At 73.1% G+C, this 26,822-nt stretch carries 26 protein-coding genes and 2 pseudogenes; 9 read left to right on the top strand and 19 right to left on the bottom strand.

Going from position 1 to position 26,822, the window contains the following annotated elements:
* Positions 1-29 precede the first annotated feature (29 nt).
* The 3 genes and pseudogenes from ACIGFK_RS37325 to ACIGFK_RS37315 form a co-directional block, all read right to left on the bottom strand.
* The gene (locus tag ACIGFK_RS37325) at positions 30-1,268 is read right to left on the bottom strand and encodes a GNAT family N-acetyltransferase (protein WP_400055426.1); all 1,239 of its coding nucleotides are present in this window, start codon (positions 1,266-1,268) and stop codon (positions 30-32) included.
* A 298-nt stretch (positions 1,269-1,566) separates the two neighbouring features.
* The gene (locus ACIGFK_RS37320; RefSeq protein WP_400055424.1) at positions 1,567-2,202 is read right to left on the bottom strand and encodes a sensor histidine kinase; all 636 of its coding nucleotides are present in this window, start codon (positions 2,200-2,202) and stop codon (positions 1,567-1,569) included.
* Between the two features lie 127 nt (positions 2,203-2,329).
* Positions 2,330-2,554 (bottom strand): annotated as a pseudogene (locus tag ACIGFK_RS37315) (two-component sensor histidine kinase); the annotation flags it as partial.
* 251 nt (positions 2,555-2,805) lie between these two features.
* Between ACIGFK_RS37315 and ACIGFK_RS37310 the strand changes: the two are divergent.
* Together ACIGFK_RS37310 and ACIGFK_RS37305 are read left to right on the top strand one after the other, a co-directional pair.
* Positions 2,806-3,222 carry an ABC transporter permease gene (locus tag ACIGFK_RS37310; protein ID WP_400055446.1) on the top strand — a complete coding sequence of 139 codons (417 nt, stop codon included), beginning with the start codon at positions 2,806-2,808 and terminating at the stop codon, positions 3,220-3,222.
* Positions 3,223-3,428: 206 nt separating this feature from the next.
* Complete coding sequence (locus tag ACIGFK_RS37305; protein ID WP_400055422.1) at positions 3,429-3,770, top strand: hypothetical protein; 342 nt, start codon at positions 3,429-3,431, stop codon at positions 3,768-3,770.
* A gap of 45 nt (positions 3,771-3,815) precedes the next feature.
* Here the strand turns inward: ACIGFK_RS37305 and ACIGFK_RS37300 are convergent, their stop codons facing one another.
* Positions 3,816-4,646, bottom strand: a complete 831-nt coding sequence (locus tag ACIGFK_RS37300) for a hypothetical protein (protein ID WP_386469632.1) — start codon at positions 4,644-4,646, stop codon at positions 3,816-3,818.
* A gap of 415 nt (positions 4,647-5,061) precedes the next feature.
* Positions 5,062-5,985 carry a LysR family transcriptional regulator gene (locus tag ACIGFK_RS37295; protein WP_400055421.1) on the bottom strand — a complete coding sequence of 308 codons (924 nt, stop codon included), beginning with the start codon at positions 5,983-5,985 and terminating at the stop codon, positions 5,062-5,064.
* A 149-nt stretch (positions 5,986-6,134) separates the two neighbouring features.
* Between ACIGFK_RS37295 and ACIGFK_RS37290 the strand changes: the two genes are divergently transcribed.
* Positions 6,135-7,187, top strand: coding sequence for a YncE family protein (locus ACIGFK_RS37290; RefSeq protein WP_386469627.1), 1,053 nt, complete (start codon positions 6,135-6,137; stop codon positions 7,185-7,187).
* A gap of 75 nt (positions 7,188-7,262) precedes the next feature.
* On the opposite strand, the gene ACIGFK_RS37285 is transcribed toward ACIGFK_RS37290, so the two are convergent.
* The 3 genes from ACIGFK_RS37285 to ACIGFK_RS37275 form a co-directional block, all read right to left on the bottom strand.
* Positions 7,263-8,396, bottom strand: coding sequence for a hypothetical protein (locus ACIGFK_RS37285; RefSeq protein WP_400055419.1), 1,134 nt, complete (start codon positions 8,394-8,396; stop codon positions 7,263-7,265).
* Positions 8,397-8,756: 360 nt separating this feature from the next.
* Positions 8,757-9,146 (bottom strand): hypothetical protein, encoded by a 390-nt coding sequence (locus tag ACIGFK_RS37280; protein WP_400055417.1) that lies wholly within the window; start codon positions 9,144-9,146, stop codon positions 8,757-8,759.
* Positions 9,147-9,273: 127 nt separating this feature from the next.
* Positions 9,274-9,711 (bottom strand): hypothetical protein, encoded by a 438-nt coding sequence (locus ACIGFK_RS37275; RefSeq protein WP_400055415.1) that lies wholly within the window; start codon positions 9,709-9,711, stop codon positions 9,274-9,276.
* 467 nt (positions 9,712-10,178) lie between these two features.
* Between ACIGFK_RS37275 and ACIGFK_RS37270 the strand changes: the two genes are divergently transcribed.
* The 3 genes from ACIGFK_RS37270 (at position 10,179) to ACIGFK_RS37260 (ending at position 12,612) form a co-directional block, all read left to right on the top strand.
* Complete coding sequence (locus ACIGFK_RS37270; protein WP_376657729.1) at positions 10,179-10,766, top strand: histidine phosphatase family protein; 588 nt, start codon at positions 10,179-10,181, stop codon at positions 10,764-10,766.
* 159 nt (positions 10,767-10,925) lie between these two features.
* Positions 10,926-11,333, top strand: a complete 408-nt coding sequence (locus ACIGFK_RS37265; protein WP_376657728.1) for a YciI family protein — start codon at positions 10,926-10,928, stop codon at positions 11,331-11,333.
* A gap of 10 nt (positions 11,334-11,343) precedes the next feature.
* Complete coding sequence (locus ACIGFK_RS37260) at positions 11,344-12,612, top strand: RNA polymerase sigma factor (protein WP_376657727.1); 1,269 nt, start codon at positions 11,344-11,346, stop codon at positions 12,610-12,612.
* A 47-nt stretch (positions 12,613-12,659) separates the two neighbouring features.
* Here ACIGFK_RS37260 and ACIGFK_RS37255 read toward each other — a convergent pair whose 3' ends face one another.
* Together ACIGFK_RS37255 and ACIGFK_RS37250 are read right to left on the bottom strand one after the other, a co-directional pair.
* On the bottom strand, positions 12,660-13,388 hold the full coding sequence (locus tag ACIGFK_RS37255; RefSeq protein WP_376657726.1) for a hypothetical protein: 729 nt from the start codon (positions 13,386-13,388) through the stop codon (positions 12,660-12,662).
* 677 nt (positions 13,389-14,065) lie between these two features.
* Positions 14,066-14,803 carry an SDR family oxidoreductase gene (locus ACIGFK_RS37250; RefSeq protein ID WP_400055412.1) on the bottom strand — a complete coding sequence of 246 codons (738 nt, stop codon included), beginning with the start codon at positions 14,801-14,803 and terminating at the stop codon, positions 14,066-14,068.
* A gap of 192 nt (positions 14,804-14,995) precedes the next feature.
* On the opposite strand from ACIGFK_RS37250, the gene ACIGFK_RS37245 reads away from it, so the two are divergent.
* On the top strand, positions 14,996-15,568 hold the full coding sequence (locus ACIGFK_RS37245) for a TetR/AcrR family transcriptional regulator (RefSeq protein ID WP_376657724.1): 573 nt from the start codon (positions 14,996-14,998) through the stop codon (positions 15,566-15,568).
* Positions 15,569-15,587: 19 nt separating this feature from the next.
* On the opposite strand, the gene ACIGFK_RS37240 is transcribed toward ACIGFK_RS37245, so the two are convergent.
* Entirely contained in the window at positions 15,588-17,162 is a 1,575-nt protein-coding gene (locus tag ACIGFK_RS37240; protein WP_400055410.1) for a serine/threonine protein kinase, read from the bottom strand.
* 173 nt (positions 17,163-17,335) lie between these two features.
* Positions 17,336-17,821 (bottom strand): DUF4262 domain-containing protein, encoded by a 486-nt coding sequence (locus ACIGFK_RS37235; protein WP_400055409.1) that lies wholly within the window; start codon positions 17,819-17,821, stop codon positions 17,336-17,338.
* 326 nt (positions 17,822-18,147) lie between these two features.
* Here ACIGFK_RS37235 and ACIGFK_RS37230 point away from each other — a divergent pair, with 326 nt between their 5' ends.
* Positions 18,148-18,465, top strand: coding sequence for a hypothetical protein (locus ACIGFK_RS37230; protein WP_376657721.1), 318 nt, complete (start codon positions 18,148-18,150; stop codon positions 18,463-18,465).
* Positions 18,466-18,683: 218 nt separating this feature from the next.
* Positions 18,684-19,826 carry a DNA gyrase subunit B gene (locus ACIGFK_RS37225; protein ID WP_376657720.1) on the top strand — a complete coding sequence of 381 codons (1,143 nt, stop codon included), beginning with the start codon at positions 18,684-18,686 and terminating at the stop codon, positions 19,824-19,826.
* A 43-nt stretch (positions 19,827-19,869) separates the two neighbouring features.
* On the opposite strand, the gene ACIGFK_RS37220 is transcribed toward ACIGFK_RS37225, so the two are convergent.
* The 7 genes and pseudogenes from ACIGFK_RS37220 to ACIGFK_RS37190 all read right to left on the bottom strand — a co-directional run bounded on the left by ACIGFK_RS37220 (position 19,870) and on the right by ACIGFK_RS37190 (position 26,782).
* Positions 19,870-20,514: a CatB-related O-acetyltransferase gene (locus ACIGFK_RS37220; protein ID WP_376657719.1), complete on the bottom strand. Its 645-nt coding sequence runs from the start codon at positions 20,512-20,514 to the stop codon at positions 19,870-19,872.
* A gap of 192 nt (positions 20,515-20,706) precedes the next feature.
* Positions 20,707-21,891, bottom strand: coding sequence for a VWA-like domain-containing protein (locus ACIGFK_RS37215; RefSeq protein ID WP_400055406.1), 1,185 nt, complete (start codon positions 21,889-21,891; stop codon positions 20,707-20,709).
* 13 nt (positions 21,892-21,904) lie between these two features.
* Entirely contained in the window at positions 21,905-23,104 is a 1,200-nt protein-coding gene (locus ACIGFK_RS37210; protein ID WP_376657717.1) for an AAA family ATPase, read from the bottom strand.
* The gene (locus ACIGFK_RS37205) at positions 23,101-24,798 is read right to left on the bottom strand and encodes an ankyrin repeat domain-containing protein (RefSeq protein ID WP_400055404.1); all 1,698 of its coding nucleotides are present in this window, start codon (positions 24,796-24,798) and stop codon (positions 23,101-23,103) included. Before ACIGFK_RS37205 ends, ACIGFK_RS37210 begins: the two co-directional genes overlap by 4 nt.
* Positions 24,795-25,931, bottom strand: a complete 1,137-nt coding sequence (locus tag ACIGFK_RS37200; RefSeq protein WP_400055402.1) for a gala protein — start codon at positions 25,929-25,931, stop codon at positions 24,795-24,797. Before ACIGFK_RS37200 ends, ACIGFK_RS37205 begins: the two co-directional genes overlap by 4 nt.
* Before the next feature lie 73 nt (positions 25,932-26,004).
* Positions 26,005-26,077: pseudogene (locus ACIGFK_RS37195) on the bottom strand.
* Between the two features lie 162 nt (positions 26,078-26,239).
* Positions 26,240-26,782: an NUDIX domain-containing protein gene (locus tag ACIGFK_RS37190; protein ID WP_400055400.1), complete on the bottom strand. Its 543-nt coding sequence runs from the start codon at positions 26,780-26,782 to the stop codon at positions 26,240-26,242.
* Between the last annotated feature and the right edge of the window lie 40 nt (positions 26,783-26,822).

The following is a 26,822-nucleotide window of genomic DNA, read 5'->3' as shown; positions in this document are numbered from 1 at the left end:
CACGCCGGCCCCGCCCTCCCCGGGGCGGCTCAGAACCAGTGCAGGCAGAACGGCGAGCGTTCGGTCCGGAACAGGGCGTCGGCGAGGGCGGCCGCGCCCGGCCGGTGGGCCCGGACGTGTCCGGCACGTACGAGGGTGCTCGGGGCGGTCCCGCCGAGGTAGACGGAGCCCAGGTCGCTCACGTCCAGGGACAGATCGGGCTCCCGGTCCGTCGGAACGCACTCGGCCTTGCCGTCCCGGACGGTCAGCAGGTAACGGCCGTGCTCGTCGAGGAACCGGTCCTCGACGTCGAGGACGATCTCGCCGTCCGTGAACCAGCCGCGCGCGGTCAGCGCACGCGGGACGTCGAGCAGCCGTACCCAGAGCCAGTCGCCGACTCCCGTCACCTCGCCGCCGCGGAAGTCCTCGAGCTGCCAGCGCAGCGGGTGATCGGTCGGCACGTGCTTGAACGAGACCTGGCCGACGAGGTCGTGCTCGAGCAGGAACCGGGCCAGGGCCGTGTAGACGGCGTCGTCGGCGGCGATGACCTCGTCGACCTTCATGGTCCTCGTGCCTCCGGACTCGATCGTGTAGCTGGCGTACCCGTCCGGGACGCCGTCGGCGTCCCGGTGGACGGCGACGTACCGCGGCGTGGGGGAGATCGGGGGCTGTCCCGCGCGCAGCGACCACCAGCGGTGCGGGCGGGAGAGCGCGCCCGGCTGCGTACGGCGGTACCGGTCGTAGACGTCCTCCATGACCTCGCCGCAGTCGGAACTCCGCACCACCTCGATCGGACCGGCGGCCGCGCCCGGGGCCCGGTCGTCGGAGGCCGCCCGCGCCCGGGGAAGGGCGAGGGCCGCCCGATGACGCTGCACCGTCAGCCCGGCCGTGTACGTCGCCGGGCCGTAGCCGAACCTGCGGTAGATCAGGGCCTCGGAGGCCAGCAGCACGGAGAGGAACTCGCCGCGGGCGCGCAGCCCGGTGAGCTGATGCCGCATCATCGCGCTGAGCACGCCCCGGCGCCGGTGCGAGGGCAGGACGCCGACGGCGGTCACCCCGGAGACCGGGACGAGGGTGTCACCGGGCAGGGTCAGCTCGAAGGAGTACGCACTCGCCGTGCCGACGGGCTTCCCGTCGGCCGTCACGGCGAACAGGCCGCGGTCCTCCTCGAGCGCCGACCACCACTGTCCGCCCCCGTCGACCGGGGGTTCCGGGAAGAGGCCGAACGCGGTGAGCATCGTGCTGACGAAGACATCGAAGTCCTGGTCGGTCGTGGGACGAATGTCCATCGCTGCCGCTGCCTCCCTGAATCGGGACACCACGCCCCGTGGTGTCCCGCCACAGTGCAGCGCCGACCCGCGACCGGGTCAACCGAATTACGCCCCGTCGGGGATCGGAACGTGGGGTCCGGCACCGGCGCGCCGTCCGGGTCCAGCAGCTCGGGCATCTCCGCGCCCTCTCCCCGCATTCCGCGGGCATGACCCGCTCGGCGATGCAGGAGGCCTCGCGCAGACTGGTGGCCGAGTTCGCCCGCCACATCGAGGAGAACGGCATCACCTTCGGCGCTCCCCGCTGACCGCAGGACGCTCAGCTGCCCTCCGGCCCCGTCCGGCAGGGGAGTTCGACCCGGACGGTGAGACCGCCGCCGGGGCGAGGGGTCGCGGTGACGGTGCCGTGGTGGTTGAGGGTGATCGCGCGGACCACCGCGAGGCCCAGCCCGGAGCCCCTGCCGTGGGGGTGCGGGCCGCGGCGGAACGGCTCGAAGAGGGCGGGGACCTCCGCCCGGTCGAGGACCGGCCCGGTGCTGACGACCTCGGCGAAGGCCACGGGGAGGGCGGCGCCGGGGACCGTGGCCGTGCCGGGGGTGATCGTGGCGCTGCCGCCGGGGTGGTTGTGGCGTACGGCGTTGGCCAGCAGGTTCAGCACGGTCTGCCGCAGCAGTGCGGGACCGCCCGTGACCGGTGCGGCCTCCGCCCGTACGGTGACCCGTACGCGCGCGGTACGGGCCTCCTCGGCGAGGTCGTCGGTGGCGCCGACGGCGGCGTCCGCGAGGTCGAAGGGCTGCGCCGCGAGCTCCTCGCTCTCGCTCCGGGCCAGCGTGAGCAACGCCCCGACGAGCTGCTCGGTACGGGCGTTGGCCTCCAGCGCCCGGTGCAGGGCGGGCTCCAGGCCGTCCGGTACCCGGCCCTGGGCCAGGGGGATCTCCAGGGCGGTGCGCTGCACGGTCAGGGGGGGTGCGCAGCTCGTGGGAGGCGTGGGCGGTGAACTGGCGCTGGGCGGTGAAGCTGCGGTCCAGGCGGTCGAGCATGGCGTCGAAGGTGTCGCCGAGCTCGCGCACCTCGTCGTGCGGCCCGGTGAGGGCGAGCCGCTCCTCCAGCGTGCTGCCCGCCCCGATCCGCTGCGCCGCCGCGGTGACCTGGGTGAGGCGGTGCAGCGAGCGGCGGGCGGCCCACCAGGCGAGCAGCGCGGCGAGCGCGGTCAGGGCGGCCAGCAGGAGCGAGGAGCGCAGCAGCAGTTCGGACAGGACCCGGTCCTGGAAGTCGGCGAACGCCTCGGCGGCGGGCGTGGTCTCCATGGCGGGCAGCGAGCTCTCCGGCTGCAGGGGCTCGGGGGTCGGCAGGGGCGCGGACGTCGCGGGCTCCAGCACCGACGCGTCGAGCACGAGGTGGCGGTTGCGCTCGATGAGCTGACGCGAGCCGAGCCAGTTCAGCAGGAGCAGCGCCGCGCGTGCGACGGCCGAGGGCCCGCAGGCGGGCGATCAGCTCCAGGTACGAGGAGGGCTTGGCCATGTAGTCGTCCGCGCCCTGGCCGAGCCGCCCCTCCGAGCTGCTGACGGCGCGCAGCGAGGCGAAGGGCGCACTGACGGGCCTCGTCCTCGCGCTCGCCGCGGTCGCCCTGCTGGTGGGCGGCGTCGGCATCGCCAACACCATGGCGGTGGGGGTGATGGAGCGCCGCGGCGAGATCGGGCTGCGCCGGGCACTCGGCGCGCGGGGCGGGCAGATCGCCGCGCAATTCCTGCTGGAGGCCGCCCTGATGGGCTTCGTCGGCGGCCTCGCCGGGCTGGCTGCGGGTGCCCTCACGGTCTACACCTACGCCCTCGCCCAGGGTTGGCCGCCCTCGATCCCGTTGCACATCCTCGTCGCAGGCCCCGTGGTCTCGGTCCTGGTTGCCGCACTGGCGGGCATCCACCCGGCCACCCGAGCAGCCCGGGCCTCCCCGACGGAACCCCTCCGCTCGGCCTGACGCCACCGGCGGCGAACCGATGACGGCGGGCTGGGGCGCCATGACGGTTCCGAAACTTCCGAATGAACGCTCGGCTGGGGATTCCCGGCCGAGCGTTCTGCGTGGGCGGGCCGTGTGGTCCGGTGGCCGGGGCGCCGTGAGGCATGATGTTCGCCATGACGACTTGAAGAGCACCGGCCGGGCGTCGCTGGGACTGGCGGAAGGTCGTGAATTGGGACACGGTTCCCGACGGCGATCGACGGGTCTGCGTCGCCTGCGGAACGCCCGCCCGCTCGTACCAGTACCGCTTCCATCCGCCGGAGTCCTTCCTGTTCGAGCGCTGCATCGGGCTCGCCTGGTGCTCCGCCTGCCGGATCTACACCACCAACCTGGTGTACGTCCCGCGCAAGCGAGTCCTGGCCGACTCCCTCGCAGCGCTTCCCGCTGAGCAGCAAGAGCGCCTTCTGCGTTCGGAAACGCGATTGGTCGACTTCCTGGACCGCCGGGCACGAGGCGGCGGCGGTGGCTCGACTGCGGCCGCCCCGAGGCGGGAAGGCGGGATCCGTTGAACAGCGAGCAGGAGCGGGGCTGTCCGGGAGGACGCACCACGTGCATCAATCGTTGATGCTGCGCGTTCCCTGCTCGGGGGCCGGTTCGGGCGTGGCGGCGGTCGCGGCGCGCGGGGTTCGGGCGGGCACGCGCGGGGCCTCGTCGGGGTCGTAGGTGTGACGGTAGAGGCCGGAGTACAGGCGGGTTTCGACGTCGCGGCCGGCTTCCTTGTTGCGGTGCTCGACCGTCCACTCGACCCACTGCATGAACTCGACGTCGTGCATGGGCTGCGTGACCGTCCTGTCCGTCCACTCGCCGGCCGGACAGTCCCATTCGCCGACCTTGACCGGGTCACGGCCCGCCGGCCGCATGGTGACCTTGACCTGGCCCCCGCCGGCGTTGGCCCACGTCAGCAGCCTGATCTCGGCGACTGCATGCGTGGCGGGACCGTAGCCCCACCAGGCGGGCTGGTATGCCGTGTGCGCGGTGTTCTGCCGCTCGGTGGGGTGGAGCTGGATCGGCAGCACCGGCCTGCCGAGAAAGCGGTCGCTGAACGCGTCGTCCATGACGAGGACACGGTCGGGGGCGCCGAGGTCGCGCGACCACATGCGGATCATCTGGTCGCCTTCGAGGATGTCGTCGCCGACACTCAGGGCGCGGGTTCCGGTGGCGCGCCGGACGACCACTCCCCAGTCGCCTTCGGGGGTCTGCCCGACCTTGAAGGTCTCGGCGCCCGTCGGGGTCTGGGCTATGAGCTGTCCGCCCTCGCCGATGGTGATGTCGCCGTGCAGGATCGTGTCGAGCGCGGGCCGGATGTTGGCGCGGCCGGTGAGCTGCTTCACCTGCCGTTCGAGCTGGGCGATGCGGTCGAGTACGTCCTGTGGAACGTGGGGCATTGCGGAATCTCCAGGTAGAGCCGCGCGGTCGTCGGGCTTCCGCGCTCGGGGGTTGATGACATGCCGACCAGCCGGCCACGCGAGGGCGGGCGCGAAGGGGGAGGGCCGGGTGCTGCGGGTCGCGGGGGCGGGTGCGCGTGCGCTCGCGCCGCCCAGGCGCCCGGAGCGCCTGTTTCCGGGCATGCCGGGGTCGGACCCGACCCTAGGTCACGGAAAGGTAACGAGGCAAGTGGGGGTGTGCGGTGCGGCGGTGCGCGGTGTGTGCGGACGGTCCGTCGTCGCGTCCTGACGTGCCCGGCGAGCCCGCCCCGGCGCTCGACCCTGACCGGCCCTCTGGCCTGGGGTGACCGCTCGGCCGTGCGCGCGGGCGCGGGACGGCGGGACCGGTCGGCACGTCGTGTCGCTCGGGGCTCGGTCAGCCGGTGGTACGGGCGGCAGCGGCTCCCGGCCCGGCCGGGGCCAGGACGGCCGAAGCGAGGTGTTCGCGGAACCAACGGTGCCCCGGGTCGGCCGAGTTGCGGGGGTGCCAGGCCATCCCGAGGTCCAGCGGTTCCAGGTCGAGGGGGACGGGGAACGTCCGCAGGCCCATGGCCGCGATGGTGTCCGGGAGCCAGTCGGTCAGGCTGAGCGCGACGAGGTCCGTCTCCCGGGCGAGCATCATCGCGCTCGTGTGGCTGGGCACGACGACCGCGGTGCGGCGGCGCAGGCCGAGTGCCGCGAGGGCGGTGTCGATCGGACCCAGGCGCTTGCCGAGCCGGGAGATGCCGATGTGGTCGGCTTCGGCGAACCGGCGGGCGTCGATCGGCCCGTCGAAGAGGGGATGCCCGCTGCGGGCGATGCCGACCAGCGGTATCCGGGTGAGCGCCCGGGTCCGGATCTCCGGGTCCAGATGTCCCAGGACGCCCAGTTCGACGTCGACCCAGCCCTGCCGCAGCCCGGGCCCGCCCTCCACCGCCTCCGGCAGGAAGACGACGTCCACCTGCGGGGCCTCGGCATGGATCCGCTCGGTCAGGGTCCCGGCCACGCCCACCAGGAGCAGGTCGGTGGCCTGCACCGTGAACGTGCGCTGGAGGTGCGCGGCGTCGAACCCGGCACCGGGCCGCAGGACGTTGTCGCAGCCGCGCAGCAACGCGCCGACCTCCTCCCGGAGTTCGGTGGCGCGCGGGGTGGGGACCAGCCCCTGGCCGGCCCGGACCAGCAGCGGGTCGCCGACGGTGCGGCGGAGGCGGGCCAGGGTGCGGCTGACGGCCGCCGGCGAGGTGCCCAGGCGCTCCGCGGCGCGCGTCACGCTGTTCTCCTGGAGCAGGGCGTCAAGAACGCGCAGCAGGTTGAGGTCCATCGATGTCCATCTCCTGAACTGCAGTTTTGCGTTTGCGGCAATGATTGGCTGTCAATCTTTGCATTGCTGTCGCAGTCACCGGAACCGGAGAGTGGAGATGCCCGCGAAGCCGCGTGGCTTTCCCGTTCCGCCCCTTTCAAGGAGCCGCTGTGCAGCAGTCCCCCCGTGCCGGCCGAGAAGGCGACGTGCTCGCCGTCGTCAGCCAGAGCGGACCGACCGTCTCGTTCTTCGACGCCGCCACCGACCGTCACCTCGGCGACGTACACGTCCCCGCCGAGCCGCACGAGTTGTGCTACGACCCCACGCAGCGCCTGCTGTGGTGCACGCTCACGTACCACTCGGGCTACTACCACGCGAACGCCGGCCGCCGCACCGAGCTGGCCGTCATCGACCCCGACAGCCGCCGTATCGTCGAGGTCGTCGACCTCGCCCCGGAGCACGGGCCGCACGGGCTCGCGCTGGACACGGCGCGCGGGCGGCTCTACGTCAGCGTGGAGAGCGGCGAGGACCGGCCCGGCGGTGTCGTGGTGATCGACACGGCTACCCGTCGGCCCCTCGGCAGGATCGACACGGACGCGCCCGGCCCGCACTGGTTCGCGATCGATCCGGAGGGGCGGACGGGGTACGCCACCAACAAGGAAGCGCCGTTCGTGTCCGTCGTCGACCTCGAGCGGGGGGTCCTCACCGCGAAGGTCGAGGTCCCGGGCAGCGAGGGGCTCGCGGTCTCCGCCGACGGCGCGTACGCCTTCGTCGCCGCTCCGTACGGCAACTTCTCCGGCGGCTCCGGGGAGCAGCCGGCTCCCGGTATCCGCGTCATCGACCCGCGGACGGCGTCCGTCGTCGACACCCTGCCCACGGAGAACGTCATCCTGCCGGTGCACATGACGTCGACGGGCAAGTTGCTGGCCGGAGAGCTGCGCATGACGGCCGAGCCGGGTGCGCAGCTCGGACGCCACGCGCCGGGCCGCCTCACCGTGTTCTGTGCCGACACGCGCAAGCGGCTGGGCGAGGTGGAGGTCGGGCTGTTCCCGCTGACCATCACCTCGTCCCCGGACGGCCGTCTCGGCTACGTGGCCTGCGTCGTCTCCTCCACCGTCGACGTCATCGACCTCGAAACGCTGGAGCGCGTGGCCCGGCTGGACATCGCCAAGGGCGGCGAAGCCGGCGCCCACGGCATGGCGTACGTCCCGCGCCGCGCCTGACCCCCGGGGCGACTGACCGCGCCGCGACGGGCCGCGGGGCAACCGTGGGCGTGCAACTCGCCGGTCTCGTGACGGTCATCCGTCGAAGCGGAGCCAGTCGATGGGCAGGCCGGCCAGTGGGTCCAACGCGCTTCGATGGCTGGCACCGGCCCAGGCGTCGAACTCGACGCCGTTCTCGCTGCCCACCCGCATCACCAGGCCGGGTGCCACGTAGAACTGCGTGGGAACCCAGGGCCAGAAGGGGCGCAGCGGAACGGGGTGGAGGGCTTGGGTGAGCTGCTCGACCTGCGGTGCATCAAGTCTGCGGGGCAGAGCCAGGTACTTGGCGCCCATGCAGGCCTCGAAGAGGGAGAACTGGATCAGGAAGCCGCTGAGCGGTTCCTGCTCGGCGATCGGTTCCTGATCGAACTCACCGAACCAGACCGTTGGGTCGGCTTCCGGTTCGTCCAGGGTCCAGAGGAGCGACCAGGAGAATCCTCCTTGGCACTCGTCGCCGAAGACCCGCATCTCCCCCCGCAGGTCGGTGCGCCGGCTGGTTTCGGACAGGATCCTGTTCTGCACGCCCAGGACGTCCGGGCGCCGCTCGGCGAGCCGGTGCAGTTGCCTGAGTCCGTCGGGCAGGTGTGGGGCGGTGCGGGTCGTGGCGCGTCGGGCCCCGTCGCTCTCAGACGTGGTGAGGGGCGGGTACCAGCCGGTGATGAAGTCCTCGAGCGCCGCCGACCGGTCGCCGTTGACCTGCCTCAGCCACTCCAGGCCCGGCAGGTCATCCGGGGGGAGCGGCGGACGGACCCGGTCGAGGAGGTCCCTGCTCAGCGGGGAATCCAGGCGGAGTTCGCAGTCGGTGAGCACGCCGTCGGCCGTGCCGCCCCGACCCACCCGGCCCGTGCCCAGGTGGACGGTGTCGCCCTCCACATCGACCGCGATGTGGATCGGAAGGAGGCTCCCGTCGTCGGCGCGAGAGGAACCCATGAGCCGCTCGGTGACCGCCGCCGGCGCGGGCCCCAGCAGGCGAACCTCCGCCGCGTTCCACACGCCGCTCCGGCCGGGATCGTCTCCCGCCTTCACGACGACCGCCATTCCGGCCGGGCCCATGACGACGTCGGCACCGCCCACGGTGAAGCGCGTGACGGGCGCCGGGCTGCCGACGAGCACGGGTATGCGCTCCTCGAACAACAGCGAGGGGGTGGAGTAGGGGGCCTGACCGGTCATCACGTCACCATCTTCGATCATTCCTGATCTCGCCCGGTGCGCCCCCCGGCCGCGGCCGCCACAAGATCACGTCAACTGGACGCACTACGCCTTCTACGGCGCCGACAGACGGCACACGGCCCTGGACTGGCTCGTCGACCAGATCAGGGAGATCGCGCGAATCCCGGCTCCGGACGCCGACGGAGACCGCATCAGGAGGTTGTTCCTCGCCAGCCACGAGACCGACGGCACCGCCGAATGGCAGGTCCGTGGGGGCCGGCCTCGACGACCGTCACTTCCCAGCCGATGAGGTGCAGCCCGCACGGCGTGACGGACGTCGAGTGCGCTAGTCGGCGAGGCCGTCTCGTGTGTTCACGCCCGTCAGTGCGCCCGGGCGTCGACTGACGGAGCCGGAGCCAGGGGCGGTGGGGGCAGGGACGGCGTGGACGGCTGCTTCGGGTCGGACAGTGCTCCGGCGAGGACGAGGCCGAAGCCGACCAGGTGGAAGGGGAGTGCCATCGCCGCGATCACGTGCGGCGCCATGTACGGCCCCAAGGCGTCCATGAGTGGTCCCAGGCCCACGAGCATGCCGAGCGTGGACACGACGGGCCCGGGCAGCATGACCAGGCAGCCCACCATGGCGAGGCGGGCGTTGCGGCCCCGTCGGCGGATCGCCAGGGCGGCCATGACGGCCCCCGCCACGGGCGTGAGGACCGCGATGGCCATGAGGAGCAGGCCGACGAGACCGGCGACCATCTGGTTGTCGTGCAAGGGGCTCCATCCAGGATCGTGCGTACGCGGACGCCGTGCGGCGCGAAGATATCCGACCGGCTGCCGGTGCGGACAGCGGATTACCGGCCGGAGCCGGGCCGGCCGTCACCGTCGCCCCTGAAACACATCAGGAGAGCACCCATCGGGGCGGGTGTCCCGGGTCGGTCGGGCAGGTGAAGACGTGGAGGTCCCGGTCACGCCCGAAGCGCAGCCGCGCGGGCTGTGCGACGGACCGGCCGCCCCGGATCGAGGCCATCCCCTCCAGGGACGGATCGCGGTCTTCCAGCGGCATCCAGCTGTGCGAGTCTGGGTCCATCTCGTCGCCCCCGGCTGTCAGCAGGAGCCGCATCGGGGCTGCACAGGACGCGCACGTGATGTCCATCGGGCCCGTCGACGCCCAGCTGGGAAAGCCGCCGACCCGCCAGCCGGGCGGGATCGAGAGGGCGCCCTGGTAGGTGGGTGCGTCCCGGCTGCTCTCCGCCGCCCGGGCATCCTCCCAGGCGTCGATGCGGGCGATCAGAGCCGCGGGCAGCACGTCGTCCTCGGCCCATGGATACGTGTCCACCTCCTCGGGGTGCACGACACAGGGTTCGGGGAGCTCGTCCTCCCACCGGAGCAACGGGATTTCGGGCGCGGCGGCAAGGAAGTGGCCCGCGCGCTCGGTCTGCGCGGCGCGCCGCCACTGCAGGAGGTAGCGGCGTTCCGCGGATCTCCTGCGGTGCGTATCCCTCGGCCTCGGGCTCGTGCGGCTCCCGGCAGACGGGCCACGGCTCGTCGCCCGGCCACAGCAACGGCCCGCCGACATGGCTGTCGTGCCGCCCGGGCCGCCCCGGCCGCGGGTGCAGACGTGTCGTCCGCCCCCGATAGGCGGCCAGTTCGGGGAACACGGCCTCCACGTCGACCGGCCTGGCCGGCGTTGTCCTGGTCATAGGCGGAACGTACGTCGGCCCGCGGGCGGCGCGCGAACGGTTTGCCGTGCCCCCGCCAGGAATTCGCCGCGGCGCGTCAGAAGATCGGATAGCGTGCCGGGCCATGGGTGAGCTGATGGTGATCAGGCACGGGCAGACCGAGTGGAGCATGTCAGGACAGCATGCCGGCCGGACCGACGTGCGGCTGACCGATGCCGGTGAGACGGCGGCCAGGGCTCTGGCGCCGAGGCTGGTGCACCGCCGGCTGGCCGCCGTGTTCAGCAGTCCGCTGAGCCGCGCCATGCGGACGGCCGAGCTGGCAGGGCTGATGGGCGCCGAGCCCGATCCCGACCTGCTGGAATGGGATTACGGCGGCTACGAGGGCCTGACGGCCGATCAGATCCGCGCATCGAGGCCGGGCTGGGACCTGTGGCGGGACGGCGTGGTGCCCGGCGATGCCGATCACCCCGGCGAACGGCTCGAGGAGGTGGCCGCGCGTGCGGATGCGGTGCTGGACCGCGTTCGTCCGCTGCTGGGCGAGGGCGACGTCGCCGTCGTCGCGCACGGCCATCTCGCGCGCGTGCTCACCGTCCGCTGGCTCGGACTCGACGCGTCGGCGAGTCGACTGCTCGGACACCCGCATCCCGGCACCCTCAGCGTCCTGGCAGTGGAGGACGGGCAGCCGTGCATCTCCGCCTGGAACGTTCCGTAGCGCAGTCCCCGTAGAACCGGGGTGACCGGCGGGTAATCCGGGGAGACCCCGGGCCCGGAAGAAATCTTCGAGGGAGATGTCGAGAATCCGGTGTCGGCTCCGTCCCAGGTGTGAGCGCGGCCAGAATGGACGCGTCGGAACGGATCGAGGAGAACCGTCATGGCCAAGTACCTGCTGCTGAAGCACTACCGCGGCGCCCCGGCCCCGAGCAACGACGTCCCCATGGACCGGTGGACCCCGGAGGAGGTTTCGGCCCACATCCAGTACATGCGCGACTTCGCGGCGAAGCTGGAGCAGACCGGCGAGTTCGTCGACGCGCAGGCGCTGGCGCCCGAGGGCACGTGGGTCCGGTACGACGGGGAGGGGCGCCCGCCCGTCACCGACGGCCCGTTCGCCGAGACCAAGGACCTGATCGCCGGCTGGATGGTGATCGACGTGGACACCTACGACCGGGCCCTGGAGCTCGCGGCCGAGCTGTCGGCGGCCCCGGGCGCCGGCGGCGCGCCGATCCACGAGTGGCTGGAGCTGCGCCCCTTCATGGCCGAGCCGCCCACGATCACGGAGTGACCGGCCCCCGATGACCGGCCCCCACCGCGGCTCCCGCCCGGAACCCCACCCCGGCTCCCGCCCCGCCCCGGACCCCGTGGTCCCGGGCGGGGCGCCGGAGCCCTCGTCGCCCGGGCCCGCATCCGCCGTCGACGAGGCCCTGCTGCGGGAGCTCACCCCGGCCGTTCTCGGCGTCCTCGTCCGGCGCGGCGCCGACTTCGCGGCGGCCGAGGACGCCGTGCAGGACGCCCTCCTCGACGCCGTCCGCGTCTGGCCCGCCGATCCGCCCCGCGACCCGCGGGGGTGGCTCGTCACCGCCTCCTGGCGGCGCTTCCTCGACGCGGCCCGCGCCGACGCGGCCCGCCGGCGCCGCGAGGACCTCGTCGACCGGGAGCCGGAGCCGGGCCCTGCTCCCGACGCCGACGACACCCTCAGCCTCTACTTCCTGTGCGCGCACCCCACCCTGTCCCCGTCCTCGGCCGTCGCGCTCACGCTGCGGGCCGTCGGCGGGCTCACCACCCGCCAGATCGCCCGCGCCTACCTCGTACCCGAGGCGACCATGGCGCAGCGCATCAGCCGTGCCAAGCGGACCGTCTCCGGGGTCCGGCTCGACCGGCCCGGCGACGTCGGAACCGTGCTGCGCGTCCTCTACCTCGTCTTCAACGAGGGCTACTCGGGTGACGTGGACCTCGCCGCCGAGGCCATCCGCCTCACCCGCAGGCTCGCAGCCTCCGTCGACCACCCGGAGCCGGCCGGACTGCTCGCGCTGATGCTCCTCCACCACGCCCGCCGCGCCGCCCGGACCGCCTCCGACGGCAGCCTGGTCCCGCTCGCCGAACAGGACCGCAGCCGCTGGGACACGGCGGCCATCGCCGAGGGCATCGGGATCCTGCACGGCGCGCTGGCCCGCGACCGGCTCGGCGAGTACCAGGCACAGGCCGCCATCGCCGCCCTGCACGCGGACGCCCGCACCGCCGAGGAGACCGACTGGCCGCAGATCGTGGAGTGGTACGACGAACTCGTCGGCCTCACCGGCAGCCCCGTCGCCCGCCTCAACCGGGCCGTGGCCGTCGGGGAGGCCGACGGGCCTCGCGCCGGCCTCGCCGCGCTGGCCGGACTCGACCCGGACCTGCCCCGGTACACCGCCGTCGCCGCCTGGCTGCACGAACGGGACGGAGACCGCGCCGGCGCTGCCCGCCTCTACGCGGAGGCCGCCCACAAGGCACCGACCCTGGCCGAACGGACCCACCTCACCCGGCAGGCGGCCCGCCTCAACGCCGAGGCGACCGGTCCCCGGTGAAGCGGGCCCGCGAGGGCCGGGGCGTACGCGCCGCGCCGACGTGAGGATCAGTCCGTGAGCGCGGAAGGTATGTAGTGGGCGGCGTAGGCGCGCAGTTGGGGGTCGCTCAGGCTGTCGTCGCCTCCCGTGCCGTTCACGACGTGCCACAGGCGGTTCTCCAGCCAGTACCGGTGCGCGAACGCCTCGAACGACGGGGCGCACCAGCGGATCTCCGCCCGGTGGGCCTCCACGTCGACCGGCTCGTCCCCGGGCAGGGCCCGGGTCTCGTACTCGTACTCGTAGTCCAGCGGGGAGACCACGACGAAGGCATCGCCCGAGGGACGCAGGTAGAGGTACCAGAACAGGCAGTCCTGCTGGTCCCGCAGGAAGCGGACGAGGAAGGCCCCCGGCTCGACCGGGCTGGGCAGCGGTTCGGAGATGCTGGTCCAGCAGGCGGTCACCGAGACCTCGTCGAGCACGAGGTGGTGCGGGCTGCTCTGGAAGGCGGTGAAGTCCGAGGGCAGGCCCAGCCCGTGCGCGGCGAGGGCCTCCGCCGCCGTCCGCAGCGGCGCGGCCTGTTCGGGCAGCGGGCCGCCCGCACCCTCACCCTCGGTGAGGCCGCCGAGCCACTCGAAGGCGCCGGTGTACCGGGACGGGTCGAGCGGCGGGAGGGTGTCGTGCGCGTAGTGGTCGTAGGTGTGGTCGCCCGGGCGATATTCGCCGAGGTCGGTGGCGTACCACCCCTCCTCGAACCCGCCCGTTGCCGCTGATGCGGACACGCCCTGGCTGCCGGCCATGTGAACCCCCTGTTGGTGACCGTGTGTGAGACTGATGCCAGCATTGCACCCGCCACTGACAGAGCGGCCTGGCCGCGTCCGCCATCCGGGCCGTGCACGAGCCCACCGTTGACCGGCTGCGCGAGACCGGCGTGCCGGCTCGTCAGGACTGTCCCAACACCCTGCGTCTGCGCTCGGCCGGAGTCTCCCCGCCGCGCACGTACTTCCACTCACGCACCAGCTCGGCCGTGTCGATCCTGCACAGGACGCCCCTGTGGTCGATTCCCTGCCAGCGGTGGTCTTCTTCGTGGCCATGGCGGGTCTCGGCCTCCACGAGGACGTCGGAGGCAGCGGGGGATGGGACTTCAGGGGCTGGTCGAGGCGCAGATCGGCGGCGATGGCCTCGGCCTCGGCGTGGGGCACGGTGAAGGACAGGAGACAGCTGTCGGCGTCCCAGCCGTCCACGCCCGCCCCCTTCACGTCCTGGGCGTCCGCCGGAATCTGCACCCGCAGGTCCGCAGCAGCTTCCTTCCCGCCCACGCCCTCCAGCCACTTCGGGGCGACGGCCCGGTCGTCCTTCGGCTCCGGCACCCGGCCGACGGCGATGCCCACCCCTACGGCTGTCATGGCCGTCACTGCGACCCCGACCACGGCCGTTCTGCGTTTCACCGGTTCTCCTCTCGGCCGGCGCGCCGCGGTCAGGCCTGCACGGTCGGGCGGACGACGATCTCGCTGATGTCCACGCCGTCGGGCTGTTCGATGGCGTAGCCGATGGCGGAGGCTATCGCCGAAGGCGGCATGGCGATTTCGTCGCGCTGCCGGGTCATCGCGGCCGCGACGTCGGGGGCGGCCCCCTTGCCGATGCCCTCGGTGTTGGTGAAGCCGGGTGAGACGAGGGTGACGCGCAGGTCGGGTCCCGATTCCTGGCGCAGACCCTCGGTGAGCACCTTCACCGCCGTCTTGGTGGCGGCGTAGACCGCCTGAGGGCTCTTGACGACGTAGGCCGCGGTGGAGCCGACATTGACGAACTGGCCGAAGCGCTGTCGGCGGAAGACGGGCAGCGCCGCCGCGATGCCGTTGAGGAGGCCGGTGATGTGGGTGGAGACCATGGCGTCCCAGTCGTCCTGGCGGAGGTCGTCGAACGGCGAGACGGCCATCGTTCCCGCATTGGAGACGAGGACGTCCAGCCGGCCGTACCGGTCCACCGCCGTGTCCGTGAGGCGGTGGAGGTCTTCGCGGCGGGCGACGTCGACGATGACACCGGTGGCGGTGCCGCCCTTCGCCTTGATGCCGTTCACGACGGCGTTCAGCCGCGCCTCCCGCCGGGCCCCGAGCACGAGTCGGGCGCCCCTCTCGGCGAGGTGGGCCGCGGTCGCCTCGCCGATACCGCTGCTGGCGCCTGTGATCGCGATGACCTTGCCCTGAATGCCCGACATGACCGGCTTCCTTTCGCGGGGTGCGTGCGGTGAGCGATGCGAGTGCGGTGGCCTACAGTCAAAGCGGAGGCGTCCCCGTTTGGCTCAACGCTAAGTGGAGGCGTCTCCGGTTGGCAAGCGGGCAGGATGCCGCGACGGGAATGGCAAGAGGGAATGGCACGAGGGGATGGCACGAGGGGATGGCGAGTACCGATGACCGACGGAGCGCATCGACCGTTGCGGGCTGACGCACGGCGCAACAGGGAGAAGATCCTCGCGGCTGCCGTGCGCGTGTTCACGACGGACGGGCTGGACGCACACCTGGAACGCATCGCCAAGGAGGCGGGCGTGGGCAGTGGGACGCTGTACCGCCACTTCCCGACGCGCGAGGTTCTGATCGAGGCGGTCTACCGCAACGAGGTGGCCCGCCTGTGCGACGCCGCCCCCGCTCTGCTCGCGCAGAAGCCGCCGGCGGAGGCCCTGCGCGCGTGGGCGCACCTCTTCCTGGACTACGTCACCGCCAAGTACGGCATGATCGACGGCCTGCGCGCGATCGCCGCGACGGGAAGCAATCCCTATGGCCACAGCCGGGAATTGATCCAGGCCGCCATCACCTCGCTCATGGACGCCTGCACGGCCGCCGGGGTGATCCGTGACGACATCCAGCCGACCGACATCATGGCTGCCCTGGAAGGGATCGCTCTGACCTCTGCCGGTGCCGAACACCGGCGGCGGGCCGAGCGCCTCCTCGACCTCACCCTGGACGGCCTCACGGTCCGCCCGTGATCTCCGGTTCGGGTGACGCTCACATCCGCCAGTGCTGGCCGGTGTAGTTCCCGCACGGGTTGAGCAGCAGGGTGAGGTTGACTGCCGGCGGCCCGTTGGTGTCCAGGCACAGGCCGCTCGTCGGGTTGGCGAACCGGCTGCTGCCGGCGTCGTACTTCCATTGTTGGCCGCTGTAGTAGCCACAGGTGTTCAGCACGACCGTGACGCCGGTGGCGGGGCTTCCGGCGGTGTCGAGGCACAGGCCGCTGGGAGTGTTCGTGAGGTGCAGGCTCGTCTGGTCGTAGCGCCAGATCTGACCGCTCCAGTTCCCGCACGCGCGGAGCACCACTTCGAGTCCGGGCTGCTGGGGGCCGTTCGTGTCGATGCACAGGCTGCTGTGGGTATTGGTGAGCGCACCCGTGGGCGCGGCCGGTGATGCCGGCGGGGGAGGGGCCTGGGCCACCGACGGGGTGGAGGGCGCCGACGTCTCCGGGGTGGCCGACGGTGGTGTCGTTCGGGGAGAGGGGGACCGTGTCGCCGAGGGTGGTGGAGCGGGAGACGGCGTCGTGCTCCCCGAACGGTCCGGAGCCGCGAGTCCGCCGGACGGCGTCGAGTGCCCTTGACCGGGCAGCACCGTCCAGAGGATCCCCGCGGCCGAGAGCAGGAGCGCCGCCGCTGCCACGGCGGCGGTTCGTGTGGTGCGCTGGTCTGGGCGCGGATTCGGCGGCGCGGGAGGTCTGTGCATCTGCCATGCGGAGGCGAGCATCGTGGTGACGGCATCGGCACCGGCATCGACGAGGGTCCCGGGATCCTCGGCGCCGGTCAGTTCGGCGAGGATGTCGCCGGGACCGGGACGCCGCTCGGGCGTTCGGTCGAGGGCCGACGACAGCAGTGTCCTGAGCGGAGCGGGAACGCCGTCGAGGTCGGGTTCGTCGTGCAGGACCCGGTAGAGCACGGTCTCGAACTGCCCGGTGCCGAAGGGCGGCCGTCCGGTGGTGGCGTAGGCGACGGTCAGCGCCCACGCGAACACGTCGGCCGGTGGGCCGGCCTCTCCTCGCAGCTGCTCCGGTGCCATGTAGCCGACGGTCCCGACGGCGACCCCGGTGCGGGTCACGGCGGTTGCGTCGGCGGCCTGGGCGATGCCGAAGTCGATGACCTTCGGGCCCTGGTCCGACAACAGGACGTTCCCGGGCTTGAGATCCCGGTGCACAAGGCCGGCCCGGTGGATCGCCACGACCGCCTCGGCCAGCCCGACGGCGAAGCCGTGCGCCATGTCGCCGTGCAGCGGCCCGTGCTCGGCGACGTACTCCGCCAGCGTGGGGCCTTGTACGTACTCCATGACGACGAACGGGGCACTCGCCTCGACCTCGACCGCCAGCACCCGTGCCGTGCACGTCCCCTGCACGCGCAGTAATGCCGCGGCCTCGCGCCGGAACCGTGTCCGGAACTCGGGGTCCGAGGCGAGCTCTTCGCGCAGCCGTTTGAGGGCGACGAGCCGGCCGTCGGGACCTTGGGCGAGGTAGACCACACCCATGCCGCCGGCACCCAGCCGACCGACGAGCGTCAAGTCGCCGATCTGCTGCGGGTCTCCCGCGCGCAGCCCGCTCAAACTCACCTGGCTCCCCCTGAGACGTAGGTCGTCGCGGACCGCGGGCGGCCTGGAGGTCTCGCCCCGCCGTGATCGCCCCCGCTCCGGCTCAGGCTCAGCATGCCGTACACCACCACCGCTCGGCGCGCGATCCGTCGATGCTGACACCGAGCTGTAGCAGAGGCTCGGGACGGTGGGCTTCAGGCCAGTTCGGCCCAAGGGCCGGTGGTCTCGTCCTTGGGGATCCAGAGCAGGGGCTGGCGCAGGCGGCAGTGCTCCTCCACTCCCTCTTCCCAGGGGAACCGCCCGGCCTTGTCCGGCCAGAACAGCTGGGTGATGGGCAGCGGAGGGGTCTGGTAGAAGTCGATGCCCGCGCCGAAGAAGTCGTGGTACCAGCTGGGATGCACGGGCTGGACGGCCACGTCGTAGCCGTTGAGGACGTCCGCGCGGCGCTGGCCGGGCTCGAGCGGGATGCCGTCGCGTATGGCGGCCCCGGCGGCGTTGGCCACGCGCATCGCGGTCTGGGACGGCAGGCCGAAGACGCTCACCTCGGGGCTGCGCAGGGTGTGCCAGAGGCCGATGGAGTAGCCCCAGTCTCCGGGGGAGTCGCCGCCGGCGACTCCCATGACGTGCCACCCGTAGCCGGTGACGTTCTCGGCGATGCGCCGATCGCGTTCATCGGACACGGGCCCGCCCCATTCGGTCGGGGCGCAGAGCAGGCAGAAGCAAGGGGAATCGTTCACCCGTGGATGGCAGATGGCGGATCTCGGCCTCGGCGTTGAGGGTGGTGTGGCCCCAGGGTTCGCCTCCGTGGCTGCCGGGCGCTGCCAGCCGCCCTTTACCCAGGTGTGCTCCCTGCAAGATCGTGCCAGCATGCAGGGCATGACGACCTTCCGAAGGGCCTGTGCCGCGTAGACGGCCACGGCAGCTGAGAGCTGCCCCGCGAGGGCTGCGGCGCGCCCTGCACGTCCGGCACACGCGCCCCTCCATCGACGGCCTGTCCGGTCGGGCGGTGGGAGAGGTGTTCCGGCTCGAACTCACGCGGAACCATCTGAACGCGGGCGATGTGATGCTCGCCCTCCACCGCTGGCAGCAGTTCGTCCGCAGCCCGGATCTCCGGATGTGGGACGAGTGCGACCGGGGCAGCGTGCACTGGTACTGCTGCGGCAACCCGCTGGAGGGCCGACGGCTCCTCGACGCGGTGGTGCAGGCCCTCTCACCGCGAAGTGCCCGCGAACTTCGCGCGGTCATCGACAAGTCCGATGCCCTGGCGGTTCGTTCTGCCGCAACGGCGGCTCTCCTTCTGGCCCCCGGACCGGGAAACGTCTGAAACCGGGGCCCTCGGGACCGTTCGGAACGGCATCGTGTAGGGCGTCGGCGAGGTCGCGCCGCGCCTCTGGCCGTGGTGCCGGAGTGCCTGGACCGGCCCCCTTCCGGCAGGCGTTCACGGACCCGAACAGGAGATCGGCACATAGGTTCTGACCTGGCGTTTTTCTGGAATTCGCCTAGGCTTCGGGGGTCTGCTCGACACCGCCGGACGGGGATATCGTGCGTGAGGAAACCAACAAGTACGACGCCAGCCAGATCAAGGTGCTGGAGGGGTGGGAGGCCGTTCGGAAGCGGCCCGGGATGTACATCGGCTCGACCACCGAGCGCGGCCTGCACCAGCTGGTGTACGCGGTCGCCGACCGGGCGGTGAACGAGGCCCTGGCCGGGCGTGCCCGCTCCGTGGAGATCACCCTCACGCCTGACGGAGGCGTGCGGGTCGCCGACGACGGGCCGGGTGTTCCCATCGAGGACTCGGAGGGCGCCGACAGCCCCGGACTCGAAACCCTGCTGACGCAGATGCGGTTCGGGGCGCGGGCGGGCGGCCGTCACGACGTTGCCGTCGGCGGCTCCCTGAGCGTGTGGCCGTCCGTCGTCAACGCCCTGTCCTGCCGGATGACGGCCGAAGTGCAGCGCGAGGGAGTCCGCTGGGTGCAGGAGTACGCGCGCGGTGAGGCCGTCAACCCGCTCACCGAAGCGGGGAAGGCCGCCGCGAGCGGGACCGTGATCGCCTTCTGGCCCGACGCCGACATCTTCGGAGCCTCGGAGTTCTCCTTCGAGGCGCTGGTCGGGCGGTTCAGGGAACTCGCCCTGCTGAACAGAGGACTGGAGATCTCGCTGACCGACCAGCGCCGCCCCGGCGGGCCCCGCTCGGTGCAGTTGAGGTTCGACGGAGGGGCGCGGGACTTCGTCGCCCTCCTCGACGCCGACGAGCAGCCGGCTCCCACTCCCGCGGACACCCTCGGTTTCGAGTACGAGGACCCGCGGATGGCGGGAACGGTGGAGGTCGCCCTGCGCTGGTGCGGCTCCCATGAGGAACGGCTCCTGGGCTTCGCCAACAGCCGCCCCACCACCCTCGGAACCCATGTGGAAGGCCTCCGCGACGGAGTGGCGGCCGCAGTCGAGGCCTACGCAGGGGAACGGCTCCTGCCCACGGCGATCGGCGAGGGCATGACGGCCGTCGTGTCGGTGAAACTGGACCATCCCGAGTTCGGGGGCTGCACGCACAGCGAGCTGGGAGACCCCGTGGTGCGCGACTGCGTCAGGGAGGCGGTTCAGGAGCGACTCGGCAGGTGGCTGGAGGAGGACCCGGAGCGGGCCGCGGCCGTCGTGGACCGGATGGTCGAGCGCACGCGCCTCGGGTGACCGGCGGCCCGGGCCCCGCTCCGTGCAGCGAGGGGACGCCGGCTCAGGCCCGTGGCGCGATCGCTTCGAGTTCGCCGACCGTGCCGGACATGATGGTCCGGACGTGTTCGGTGATGTGCTCCGCAGGCCAGTCCCACCAGGCGAGGGCCAGCAGGCGGGCGATCTCGTCGTCGCTGTAGCGGGTGCGGATGAGCCGGGCCGGGTTGCCGCCGACGATGCCGTAGTCGGGGACGTCGTCCACGACTACGGCGCCGGAGGCGATGATCGCGCCGTGCCCGATGCGCACTCCGGGCATGACCATGGTCTGGAAGCCGAACCAGACGTCGTTGCCGACGACGGTGTCGCCCCGGCCCGGCAGGCCGGTGATCAGGTCGAAGTGCTCGGCCCAGGAGCCGCCCATGATCGGGAAGGGGAAGGTGGAGGGGCCGTCCATCCGGTGGTTGGCCCCGTTCATGATGAACCGCACCCCGGTTCCCAGCGCGCAGAACTTCCCGATCACCAGTTTCTCCGGCCCGTAGTGGTAGAGCACGTTGTGGGTCTCGAACGCGGTCGGATCCTCCGGGTCGTCGTAGTAGGAGTACTCCCCGACCTCGATCAGAGGCGAGGTCACCAGCGGCTTCAGCAGGACCACGCGCGGCCGGCCGGGCATCGGGTGGAGCACCGTCGGGTCCGCGGGAAGGCGATTCATGGCAGTCACTCTCGGTCGGTGATCGCAGGCGAATGCCCCATTCTGCGCGGGCCGCACGACACCGGGACGGCCGGCTCCACGGCCGCCGCGTCGGAACCGGCCGAAGCGCGGGCCGGCGGGCCTGCGGTCAACCGGCCGACGACACCGGGCCGGTGGACGAGCCGCTGCCGGGTCGTCGCCGTACGCCGCTCCTCACGTGGAGAGGTCGATCCGCACCGACTCCACCCAGGCCGGGGGCGCGGGCGGATCCTCGCCGACCAGCGCGGCGATCAGCCGGCAGGACGGCGTCTCCTCCGGCCACGGCGTGTACCCGTCGGTCAGCATGATCACGACGTTCGGCCGGTCGGGCAGGGCCAGCGCCGCGCCGATGCCGACCCGCATGTCGGTGCCCCCGCCGCCGGCCAGGGTGACCTCGCCCGCGCTCCGCACCCGGGTCACGGCGTGTACGTCGGCGTCGCAGGCGAGGACCGCGACCCGGTTGCCGCCCACGCCCACCTCCCGCAGGACGCCGGTGACTTCGGCGAGTGCGGCCGCGAGGTCGTCGGGGCCCATCGAGCCCGAGGTGTCGATGACGACGGCCACCCGCGGCAGCGGCCTGCGCAGGCTGGGCAGCACCACCCGGCCGCCGAGGGCGGGAGTGCGCCGCGACGGGCGGCGGTACGTGTAGTCCACCGCGCCGGCCGCCCAGGCCGCGGCCTCGCGGACCGCCCCCGACAGGACCTGGCGCCAGTCGACGGTGGGCTCCAGCAGTTCCTCCGCCCACCGGGTCCAGCCCTCGGGGACCCGGCCCCGGGCGCGCTGGTGGGCCCGTACGGCCTGGGCGGTCTGCCGCCGCAGGGCCTCCGCCTCCACTTGGCCGACCCGGGCGGGCCCGCCGTCCTCGCCCAGCTCCCAGGGGCCGGGGGAGCCGTGTGCGCCGGAGCCGCAGTCCGGCCCGTGCGGCGTCGGGGGGATGGCGGCCAGGTAGGTCTCGAACATGCCGCCCGTGGGCAGCCCGTAGAGCCGCGGCTCCATCCGGCCCTCGGGCAGCGCCAGCCCGTCGGCGAGCAGGTCGTCGTTGATCTCGCAGTCCTGCGCGATGTTGACCCGGACCCGGTCGCGCTGGTCGGCGGCGGGCAGCCGCTCGGCGCGGCCGTGGTGGTCGCGCAGCAGGTGGGCCACCTCGTGGATCCACACCCCGGACAGCTCGACGACCGGGGTCGCCTCGACGAAGGCGGGGGAGACGTAGCAGCGCCAGTGCCGGTCGACGCCCATCGTGCGCACCCCGTCCGAGGGGACCACGGTCAGGGCGTACAGCGCGGAAGCGAGGTACGGGCGGGCCTCGGCGGCCTTGTAACGGGCCGCCAGCAGCTTCGCGCGGTCCAGCTGCGGGCGCACGGCCGGGCCCGGCTCAGCCGCCGCCCGGCAGGGAGCCGGACAGCTGGAGCAGTTCCACGAAGGCGTCGATCCCGGCGGGTACCGGCCAGTCGAGGTCCCGCATCGCCGCGAGGTCGGCGGCTGCGCGGGCGGCGACGTCGGGCACGCCCGCGTCCACGGCCTTCGCCAGCACCGCCCAGCCCGCCTCCCAGCGGGGGCGGGTGAGCTCGCTCTGCACGGCGGCGACCACGGCGATGAGGAAGGCCAGCTGCCGGTCGCCGCGCTCGGGCAGCGCGAAGGCGTCCGGGTCGGCCAGTACCCGGTCCGGGTCGGGCAGGTCGAGGTGTTCCAGGTACGACAGCAGCTCGATACCGGCGGCTTCGCCCACCGCGCCGGTGAGGGCGGCGGCCAGGGCCTCCCGGCCCGTCGAGGCCGCGTACCCCGTGGCCAGCAGCCGCAGGGCCATCTCCCACGTGCGCGGGGAGGGCCAGCCGCGGCCCCGCGCGGCCGCGTCGGTCGGCATGTGGTGGACCAGGCCCGGCCGGGCGGTCAGGAAACCGGACACGGCGCCGCGGGCCCGGGCGACCGCACCGGAGGCCCTGGCGGGATCCACGGCCGGGATCGCCACCTCGGGCCAGGTGCCGGCCATGCCGCGGGCCACGGTGCGCGGGTTGTGCGTCCAGTCGAGGTGGACGAAGCGGTTGGCGAGCGGCGGGCTGAGGTGCCAGCCGTCGGCGGCGCTCGCGGGCGGGTTGGCCGCGGCCACGATCCGTACCGCCGCCGGGAGTTCGAGGCTGCCGACCCGGCGTTCCAGGACCACGCGCAGCAGGGCCGCCTGCACGGCCGGCGGGGCGGAGGACAACTCGTCGAAGAACAGCAGCCCGTGGCCCGTGCGGGCGAGGCGGACCGCCCAGTCCGGCGGGGCCATGGGGACGCCGGTGGTGGCGGGGTCCTCGCCGACGATGGGGAGTCCGGCGAAGTCGGAGGGCTCGTGGACGCTGGCGATGACGGTCTCCAGCCGGACCCCGAGCGCGGTGGCGAGCTGCTCCATGCCGGCGGACTTGCCGATGCCGGGCTCACCCCACAGGAGGACGGGCTGATTGGCCGTCACGGCCAGTGCGAGCGCCTCCAGTTGGGGGTTGGTGGCCGGCTCGGTGCGGGTGGCGGCGAGCCGGGCACCGAGGGCGTCGGCGGCGGCCAGGGCCCGTGAGGGCTGCGGCTGGGTCGCACTCATGCGTCGTCCCCGTCCTCGTCGTCCTCTTCTTCGTCCTCGTCCTCGTCGTCCTCGCGGTACTCCATGTGCTCGTCGAACCAGTCGGCGCCGATGCCCGGGAACTCCTCGTCGACGCGCTCCTGCAGGAAGGCCAGGTCCTTGCGCTTGTAGCGGCGGACCTCCTGGGACAGCGAGAGTTCCATCTCCTCGGTGACGTCGATCCGGGAACCGGCCTCGAGCAGGGCCCGGACCAGATCCGCGGAACCGCCCCAGTGCACCGCGGACAGCAGCGCCGTCCGCTTGTTCTTGTCCCGGGCCTCCAGGTCGAGTCCGGCCGCCAGCAGCCGGGGCAGGAGCACCTCGTGGTCGAACAGGTGGAGGCAGTGCAGCAGGCCGCGGCCGCGGGCGTCCCGGATTCGGGGGTCCATGCCCGCGTCCAGCAGGGCCTCCACACCGGGGGTGTCTCCGTGCTGGACGCGCAGGAACAGCTCACGCCGCTGGGCCTGGAGGGCCCGGGGCAGCCGCCCCTCGCCCGTGGTCCAGCTCTGCTGCACGGCGAAGCATCCGGACACCGCGCCGCCGAACGCCCGCATGGTGCGCTCGCGTTGCTGCTCCTCCGGGGTGTGCGGCACGTCCAGTACGCCGTCGCGCGAGCGCACCTCGTGCCACCCGCCGCGGCAGCGCACCCGTACCGGCCCGCCCGCGTCGGGGCCGGCCGGGCCCTCGGCGGCTCCGGCGTCCGGGAACAGCGCGGCGGCCACCAGCGGGTGCAGCTCGCGCGGGGTGATCCGGCCGGTGCGTACGAGTGCGAGGTCGGGCAGCGGCTGGTAGGCGTACCGGGGCACGGGCGGGACGGCGAGTCCCTCGTTCCGGCCGACGATGCGGGCCCGGAGCCTGTCGGGACCGGCGTGTTCCAGCAGCAGGTGGGAGTACCAGCCGCTGGCGATCCGGTACCGGTCGCCGGCTCCGGCCGCCACGAGCCGCGTCACTTCCGGCGCGAGCCGGGAGAGCGCGACCCGCACCCGCCCGAAGGTGGTCTTCGCGTCCGTCGGGTCCCCGTAGGCCGGAGCCGGAGGGTCGGTCAGATCGCACTCGATGCCCGCGGCCGCGTAGGCCGCGAGGGTCTCCCCGTCGGCGCGCAGGCGGGAGATCCGCTCGCGGAGCCCCTCGGGAACGGCGAAGTGCGCGCCCAGGTCGGACGCGAACCGGGCGTCCCAGAACGGCCGGACCGCGTCCCAGTGCTCCCGGACGAAGCCCTGCCCGGTGTACGAGTTGCGCTTCTCGGCTGCGAGCAGCGGCGCACAGTGCAGCTGCAGCCGTTGCGAGCCCTCGGTCAACAGGGGCGTGGTGACCGACAGGGCCGGGCCGTCCGGGCCGCCGTACGTGGCGAGCACGATGCGCAGGTCGGTGGTGAGGGTGGTGCGGCCGCCCAGGTACCGGGGCAGGTGCCAGCGCAGCAGGTCCGGGGCGAAGTGGCGCAGGTCCCCGGCGATCGCCTCGGCGACCGCGGCGCCGTGGCGGGCCTCCAGCGCGGGCAGCTCGAACAGCACGTCCACGCCGGCGGCGGCGCAGGCCGCCCGCCAGTCACCGGCCAGCCGGTGCGCGGTGGCCTGCTCGATCATCCAGCCGGGCACGGCGTAGCGGCGGATCCGCCGCCATGCCGTCCAGTCCTCGGGGCGGAAGCCGTCGGACAGTTCGATGTCCTCGATGCTCACCGGTACACGCTGCCGATGGCGCGCAGGTCCGGGTGGGCGGCCCGGGCGGGGCGGAGCCGTTCGGTGAAGGAGCGCTTCACGCGGCGGGGCAGGCCGGGACCCAGCCCGACGTACTCCAGGGGGCTGTCGGCGGGCACCGCTGCGAGCAGGCACTTCGCGCCGCGCCCGGTGAGGCCGGTGTGGCGCAGCTCCAGGCGGCGCAGCGGGCTGCCCGGGAGGGCGGAGGCCAGGGCGTACGCCCCTTCGTCGCCGGGGTCGTTGCCGGGGGCGCCGAGGCTGCGCTCGGACATGGTCCGTCCGAGGTCCAGCGCTTCGATGCTGCTGAGGGACGCCGCCAGGGAGCGCGCTCCGGCGGCCCCGATGCCGTTGCCGCCGAGCCCGAGGCGGACCGGGTGCGCGGCGTCCGCCGCAGCGGTGGCCAGGGCTGCGGCGCCCTCGTCACCGAGGTGGTTGGCCGGGACGTACAGCTCGCGCACGCCGGCATCCCGGATCAGGGCGGCGAGCAGCGGGGCGGCGTCGGGGCCGAGGCCGTTGCCGCCGAGGAACAGCCGTTCGAGGGACTGCCCGCGGTCCAGCAGGGCGTCGAGGAGGAGGCGTACGCCGTCCGTACCGAGCCCGGTGTTGACCAGGTCGAGCGTGCGCAGGGAGGTGTTGCGGCGCAGCAGCGCGGCCAGGGTGCGGGCGCCGTCCCCGAGGATCGGGTTCCGTTTGAGCCAGAGGGCACGCACGGTGGTGTCGTCGGCGAGCGCGCCGGCGAGGGCGCTCACTCCGTCGGGGCCGATGCGGTTGCAGCCGAGGTACAGGGTGTGCAGCCCGTGGCCGCCGGTGAGGGCCCCGGCCAGGGTGCGGGCGCCCGCGTCGCCGATGGCGTTGGTGCCGAGGAGCAGGTGGGTGGCGTGGGCGGAGGCGGCGGCGGCCGGAAGCAGCCGGGCCGCGCCGTCAGGTCCGAGCCCCTGCTTGCAGAGGTCGACGCGGCCGTCGGCGCGCAGGGTCCCGAGCGGGAAGGCCTCGTCGGTTTCGACGGGCCGGTCCGCGGCGAGCCGGGCGAGCAGCGGGTCGAGGCCCGCCGGGTCGGCCGGTGGCAGGTCGGGGTGCTCGATCGCAGGGCACCGTACGGGTGTCGGCTCTGTCATCACCACTCCACCGGTTCCTTCGCCGGTGCCCGGCGTCCATCACGACTTGAGACGAGAACTGCATGAGTAGGCGCAAGACCGGTCGGATTCGAACCGACGTCCTCCAGCTCGATGCGTGGGCGCGACGACCTCTGCGCTACGGCCTTGCTGTCGGCGATCATACCCATCCGGCGGCCGAAAATCGATCACCAGTTTGGGTGCTGGAGTGCCGATTGCCCTGATGGAAGCGGATCTCGTCGCCTTGTGCCGATTTCATCGAACTCCGTTCATTCCACGGCGAGTTGGCCTGCGGGGGATCCGGTCCGGGGTCAGACCCAGGTGTAGTTCTCGTCGGTGACGGCCTCCAGCGCGGCGTCGGCGACGGTCGCGCGGGGGTCTTCCAGGGCGGCGAGGGCGGGACCGACGGGCGGGAAGACCGGCAGCTCGGCGGCCTTGCGGTAGTCGATCCACTCGATGACGCCGATCTCGTGGCTGCCGTCGGGGAGTTCGTCCAGCTCCCGCTCGGCCAGGCCGGCCCGCACCTCGGGCGTGATGTGCAGGCGGTAGACCAGGTGGAGCTTGCGCGGCGGCGGGGTGGGGCCGGGGCGGCTGACGCGTTGGTCGACGACCCACAGGAGGTCGCCGCCGTTGGCCCGGTCCACGTCGAGGTCGAGCTCCTCGGTGAGCTCCCGGCGCAGGGCCTGCCGGAAGTCCTCGCCGTCCTCGACGTTGCCGCCCGGCGGGGTGTAGTGGGTGGAGCCGGGGCGGTCGCGCCGGATGAGGGCGACCTCGTCGCCGCAGAAGACGAGGGCCCCGACGCGGACCTTGATCCGGGAGAACGGGGGCGCCGGTTCGCTGGGCGTGTCTGTCATGCGGCCAGTATCACGGCCCGCCCCCGGTGCCCGCGCGGAA

The organism is Streptomyces sp. NPDC085524 (genome assembly GCF_044541755.1).
Taxonomy (GTDB): Bacteria; Actinomycetota; Actinomycetes; order Streptomycetales; family Streptomycetaceae; genus Streptomyces.
The sequence above is the reverse complement of the archived record's forward strand: the minus strand, read 5'-3'. Positions and strand labels throughout refer to the sequence as shown.

Coding starts and splice junctions, on each gene's coding strand:
- ACIGFK_RS37220 (WP_376657719.1), bottom strand. CDS start 20,514: ATGAATCGCCTTCCCGCGGACCCGACGGTGCTCCACCCGATGCCCGGC.
- ACIGFK_RS37300 (WP_386469632.1), bottom strand. CDS start 4,646: ATGCCCCACGTTCCACAGGACGTACTCGACCGCATCGCCCAGCTCGAA.
- ACIGFK_RS37260 (WP_376657727.1), top strand. CDS start 11,344: ATGACCGGCCCCCACCGCGGCTCCCGCCCGGAACCCCACCCCGGCTCC.
- ACIGFK_RS37265 (WP_376657728.1), top strand. CDS start 10,926: ATGGCCAAGTACCTGCTGCTGAAGCACTACCGCGGCGCCCCGGCCCCG.
- ACIGFK_RS37325 (WP_400055426.1), bottom strand. CDS start 1,268: ATGGACATTCGTCCCACGACCGACCAGGACTTCGATGTCTTCGTCAGC.
- ACIGFK_RS37245 (WP_376657724.1), top strand. CDS start 14,996: ATGACCGACGGAGCGCATCGACCGTTGCGGGCTGACGCACGGCGCAAC.
- ACIGFK_RS37270 (WP_376657729.1), top strand. CDS start 10,179: ATGGGTGAGCTGATGGTGATCAGGCACGGGCAGACCGAGTGGAGCATG.
- ACIGFK_RS37295 (WP_400055421.1), bottom strand. CDS start 5,985: ATGGACCTCAACCTGCTGCGCGTTCTTGACGCCCTGCTCCAGGAGAAC.
- ACIGFK_RS37210 (WP_376657717.1), bottom strand. CDS start 23,104: ATGAGTGCGACCCAGCCGCAGCCCTCACGGGCCCTGGCCGCCGCCGAC.
- ACIGFK_RS37190 (WP_400055400.1), bottom strand. CDS start 26,782: ATGACAGACACGCCCAGCGAACCGGCGCCCCCGTTCTCCCGGATCAAG.
- ACIGFK_RS37200 (WP_400055402.1), bottom strand. CDS start 25,931: ATGACAGAGCCGACACCCGTACGGTGCCCTGCGATCGAGCACCCCGAC.
- ACIGFK_RS37250 (WP_400055412.1), bottom strand. CDS start 14,803: ATGTCGGGCATTCAGGGCAAGGTCATCGCGATCACAGGCGCCAGCAGC.
- ACIGFK_RS37285 (WP_400055419.1), bottom strand. CDS start 8,396: ATGACCGGTCAGGCCCCCTACTCCACCCCCTCGCTGTTGTTCGAGGAG.
- ACIGFK_RS37255 (WP_376657726.1), bottom strand. CDS start 13,388: ATGGCCGGCAGCCAGGGCGTGTCCGCATCAGCGGCAACGGGCGGGTTC.